This window comes from Actinoplanes sp. NPDC048791 (genome assembly GCF_040650095.1).
Classification (GTDB): Bacteria; Actinomycetota; Actinomycetes; order Mycobacteriales; family Micromonosporaceae; genus Actinoplanes.
Map to the genome: position 1 here is coordinate 1 of NZ_JBEZGQ010000660.1, position 4,856 is coordinate 4,856.

Sequence of the window (4,856 nt, forward strand, 5' to 3'; positions counted from 1 at the left end):
GGCCAGGCGCCCGGTCAGCGACTCGCCGGGCGCGAGCATGGCCCGGCCGCCGATCTGGCCGGAGGGCTTCGGCTGGGCGGGCGGGATCGGCTGGGTCTCGGCCGCCGGCGGGCGCTGCGACGGGACCACCGAGTACGGGTCCGTCATCATGTGCGGCGGGGCCTTGCTGGCCAGCGGGCCGGCGAGCTGCTGGCGCAGCATCGTCCGGGCGGTCGGCACGTCGAAGCGGCGGGCCGGGTCCTTCTCCAGCAGGCCCATCAGCACCGGCGTCAGCGAGCCGGCGCGGACGGCCGGGGTCGGCGGGTCCTCGACGACGGCGTGCATCGTCTCGATCGGGTCACCCTTGTCGAACGGCGGCCGGCCCTCGATCGCGGTGTAGAGCGTGACACCCAAGGAGAAAAGGTCGCTGGGCGGGCCGAAGTCGCTGCCCATGGCCCGCTCGGGCGAGATGAAATGCGGCGAGCCGAGCACCATGCCGGGCGTGGTGAGCTGCACGTCGGTGGGCATCCGGGCCACGCCGAAGTCGGTCAGCACGCAGCGGCCGTCGGTGCAGATCAGCACATTGGCCGGCTTGACGTCGCGGTGCAGCACGCCGTGCGCGTGCGCCACCTCGAGCGCGCCGAGCAGGGCGATGCCGATCTTGGCCACCACCCGCGGATTGACCGGACCGTCCTCGATCACCATGTCGGCGAGGCTGCGCGCCTCCAGCAGCTCCATGACGATCCACGGCCGGCCGTTCTCGTGCACCACGTCGTAGACCTGCACGACCGCCGGGTGCTGCAGGGCGGCCGCGGCGCGGGCCTCGCGCATCGTGCGTTCGTACATCGAGTCGCGGTCACTGGGCGCCAGGCCGGGCGGGAGGATGACCTCCTTGATGGCTACGTCACGGCGCAGCAGCGTGTCCGCTGCCCGCCAGACTGTGCCCATGCCACCGTGCCCGACCGCGGCACGAAGTGTGTACCGCCCGCCGATGAGCGTGCCCGGGGCTGCGCGTCCGCTGGTCGGAGCAGAGTTGCCACCGCTCCAGGTCGGAATCTGAGTCACGTGAGATGCCACCGAAGGGGGTGTAGGGGCTGTCGGCCAACTCCGCTATCTTGCCGGTTCCCACCCCAATTCGGAAAGTCGCTGGAAGGGTGTTCTGTGGAACTCGACCGTGGGTAGCCACCCTGTCGCGTACGGTGGAACTTTTCGGACGCTGAGTGCAAAATCCCTCACCGGGTCCAGCCGGGCTGAAGGCCCTGCCGCGCTTAACGCTGCTTTAGGATCGCCCTTGTGAACGCAGAATCCGGGTTCGAGATCAAGCCGGTGTACCACCGCGACGACGTGGCCCCGGACGTCGACGAGCGGCTCGGTGAACCCGGTGCCTATCCGTACACCCGGGGCGTCTACCCGACCATGTACACCCAGCGCCCGTGGACCATGCGCCAGTACGCCGGCTTCGGCACCGCGGTGGAGTCCAACGCCCGCTACCACCAGCTGCTGGCCGCCGGCACGATGGGCCTGTCCGTCGCCTTCGACCTGCCCACCCAGATGGGCTACGACTCCGACGACCCGATCGCGCACGGCGAGGTCGGCAAGGTCGGCGTGGCCATCGACTCGATCGACGACATGCGGCAGCTGTTCGCCGGGATCCCGCTCGGCAAGGTCTCCACGTCGATGACGATCAACGCGCCCGGCTCGCTGCTGCTGCTGCTCTACCAACTGGTGGCCGAGGAGCAGGGCGTGCCCGGGGCGGCGCTGACCGGCACGATCCAGAACGACATCCTGAAGGAGTACATCGCCCGCGGGACGTACATCTTCCCGCCCAAGCCGTCGCTGCGGCTGGTCGCCGACACGTTCGCCTACTGCCGGGCCGAGATCCCGAAGTGGAACACCATCTCCATCTCGGGCTACCACATGGCCGAGGCCGGCGCGACGCCCGCCCAGGAGATCGCGTTCACCCTGGCCAACGGCATCGAGTACGTGCGCGCGGCGATCGCGGCCGGGCTGGCCGTCGACGACTTCGCGCCCCGGCTGTCGTTCTTCTTCGTCGCCCGTACCACGCTGCTGGAGGAGATCGCCAAGTTCCGCGCCGCCCGGCGGATGTGGGCCCGGATCATGCGCGAGGAGTTCGGGGCGAAGAATCCCAAGTCGCTGATGCTGCGGTTCCACACCCAGACCGCCGGCGTGCAGCTCACCGCCCAGCAGCCGGAGGTCAACCTGGTCCGGGTGGCGATCCAGGCGCTCGGTGCGGTGGCCGGTGGCACCCAGTCGCTGCACACCAACGCGTACGACGAGGCCATCGCGCTGCCCACCCAGAAGTCGGCCCGGCTGGCCCTGCGCACCCAGCAGGTCCTCGCGTACGAGAGCGGCCTGGTGGACACCGTCGACCCGTTCGCCGGCTCGTACGTCATCGAGGCGATGACCGACGAGGTGGAGACGGCGGCGACCGCGCTGATCGAGCGGGTGTTCAGCTTCGGGTCCTCGGTGGACGCCATCGAGCAGGGCTTCCAGAAGCAGGAGATCGAGAGTTCGGCGTACCGGATCTCCCAGCAGATCGACAACGGTGAGCGGGTGGTCGTCGGGGTCAACCGCTTCGCGAGCGACGAGGAGGAGAAGTACGAGCCGCTGCGCGTCGACCCGGCCATCGAGGCCGACCAGGCCGCCCGGCTCAAGAAGCTGCGCGCCGAGCGGGACTCCGCGGCGGTCGAGGCGGCCCTGACCGACCTGCGCAAGGCGGCCGAGGGCACCGAGAACGTGCTGCCGCCGATGCGGGAGGCCTTGCGGCTGCGTGCCACCGTGGGCGAGGTCTGCACCACGCTGCGCGGGGTGTGGGGCGTGTACCGGCCCGTGGAACACTTTTAGAAGCGTCACCTCGGGTAATTGTTACCCGTTGAAGGAGATGGCGTCCGCACAGCGCTCTTATCAGGGCATTGGTAACACAGCGCGAGACGATCAATACGGGAATGACGTTGCACAGCGTCACCGGAACAGGTCTAAGCTTTCGCGCGTTGCGGAAACCGGTTCAAATGACGAGAGCGATAGAGAATCCGACGTGACGAGTGCATTGACCGTGCCCGACAGCTCACCCCAGGCCCCTTTCCCGGGGCCCCCGCCCGGCGCCGACCCGCTGCCCGGCCAGCTGGACCGCTGGCTGGCCGCCCGGGGCGCCGAGCTCGTGGCCATCCGGCGGCACATCCACGCGCACCCGGAGCCGTCGAACGCCGAGTTCGAGACCGCCGCCCTGATCGCGCGTGAGCTGGCCGTCGCCGGCCTCACCCCACAGCTGCTGCCCAAGGGCAACGGCCTGATCTGCGACATCGGCGAGGGCGACCGGGTGATCGCCTTCCGCGCGGACCTGGACGCCCTGCCGCTGCAGGACACCAAGGACGTGCCGTACCGCTCGACGGTCGCCAAGGTCGCCCACGCCTGCGGTCACGACGTGCACACCACCGTCCTGCTCGGACTCGGTCTGGCCCTGGCCCAGCTCAACGAGCAGGGCGAACTGCCCGGCCGGGTGCGGCTGATCTTCCAGCCGGCCGAGGAGTACGTGCCCTCCGGCGCCCCCGAGGTGATCGCCTCCGGCGCGCTCAAGGACGTCGTGGGGATCTTCGCGCTGCACTGCTACCCGCAGCTGCCGGCCGGCCTGGTCGGGGTCCGCTCCGGCCCGTTCACGGCGGCCGCCGACACCGTCGAGGTGCGCCTCACCGGCCCCGGCGGGCACACCGCCCGGCCGCACCTGACCGCCGACCTGGTGCACGCGCTGGGCCGGGTCATCGTCGACGTGCCCGCCCTGCTGGACCGGCGCGTCGACCCCCGCGCGGGCGTCTCCATGGTCTGGGGCGCGGTGCAGGCCGGCGAGGCGTTCAACGCGATCCCCGGCGAGGGCTACGTCCGCGGCACCGTCCGCATCCTCAACCGCGAGGCCTGGCGCGAAGCCCCCGAGCTGATCACCAAGCTGATCCGCGACGTGGTCGCCCCGACCGGCGCCGAGGTCGAGGTCAAATACAACCGCGGCGTGCCGCCGGTGATCAACGACCGGATGGCGGCCGCGGTGATCGCGGGCGCGGCCGGCGCGGCGCTGGGCGCGGACCGCGTGGTCGAGGCCGAGATCAGCATGGGCGGCGAAGACTTCGCCTTCTACCTGGACAACGTCCCGGGCGCGATGATCCGGCTCGGCACTGGCACGCCGGGCTCCGAGGTCAAATACGACCTGCACACCTCGAACTTCGACGTCGACGAGAAGTGCATCGGCTACGGGGTGCGGGTGATGGTTCACACCGCGTTGGCAGCCTTGTCGACGGGCGCTTTCTAAGGTCCAACCTCAATTGCCGCGGTGGGTGAGCGGTGCTGGCCGTCGCTCCGCCGAGACTGGTCGCTTCGCTTCCTGCCAGGTGCGGGACCACTCACCCTCGCCCGCACAGCAGGAACCCGGCTACGCCCCTCACCTCACGCGCCCGTGCGATGCGCCGGCCTCGCGCCTCGACTCGCCTCGGGCGGGGGGATCTTGGTAAAAGTGGCCGCCATAGGAGCCAGATTTTACCAAGATCTACCGATTTGGGTTCCTTCGCACAGCTGCGTCGTGACCATCTCGTGCAACCTCCCGTTGCCCGAGAACAGAATCGCCATACTCACGGCCACCGCCTTCGCGACCCAGGACAGCGTCGCCTCCGGGATCTGCGGTTGACACAGGGCACTCCCGCGGGGACCGGGCGAGGGTGGCCAATCGCCTAGCGGCTCATGGACGGCCACCCTCACCCTGCCAGGTGGGTGCTTTCCGGCCTTACTCCCCGGACTTCTCCTCGCCCTTGGGCGGGGCGTCCTTGGGCGGGGCGTCCTTGGGCGGGGCGTCCTTGCTGGTGGAGGACGGCGGCTGG

At 70.1% G+C, this 4,856-nt stretch carries 3 protein-coding genes; 2 read left to right on the forward strand and 1 reads right to left on the reverse strand.

What is annotated here, in order from left to right:
* Nucleotides 1–1,044 (reverse strand): serine/threonine-protein kinase (locus AB0C29_RS33860; protein ID WP_360828984.1); only part of this gene is annotated, 1,044 nt, incomplete at its 3' end.
* A gap of 228 nt (nucleotides 1,045–1,272) precedes the next feature.
* Between AB0C29_RS33860 and AB0C29_RS33865 the strand changes: the two genes are divergently transcribed.
* On the forward strand, nucleotides 1,273–2,844 hold the full coding sequence (locus AB0C29_RS33865; RefSeq protein WP_360828987.1) for a methylmalonyl-CoA mutase family protein: 1,572 nt from the start codon (nucleotides 1,273–1,275) through the stop codon (nucleotides 2,842–2,844).
* Between the two features lie 190 nt (nucleotides 2,845–3,034).
* The gene (locus AB0C29_RS33870; protein ID WP_360545392.1) at nucleotides 3,035–4,294 is read left to right on the forward strand and encodes an amidohydrolase; all 1,260 of its coding nucleotides are present in this window, start codon (nucleotides 3,035–3,037) and stop codon (nucleotides 4,292–4,294) included.
* The last annotated feature ends 562 nt before the right edge of the window (nucleotides 4,295–4,856 follow it).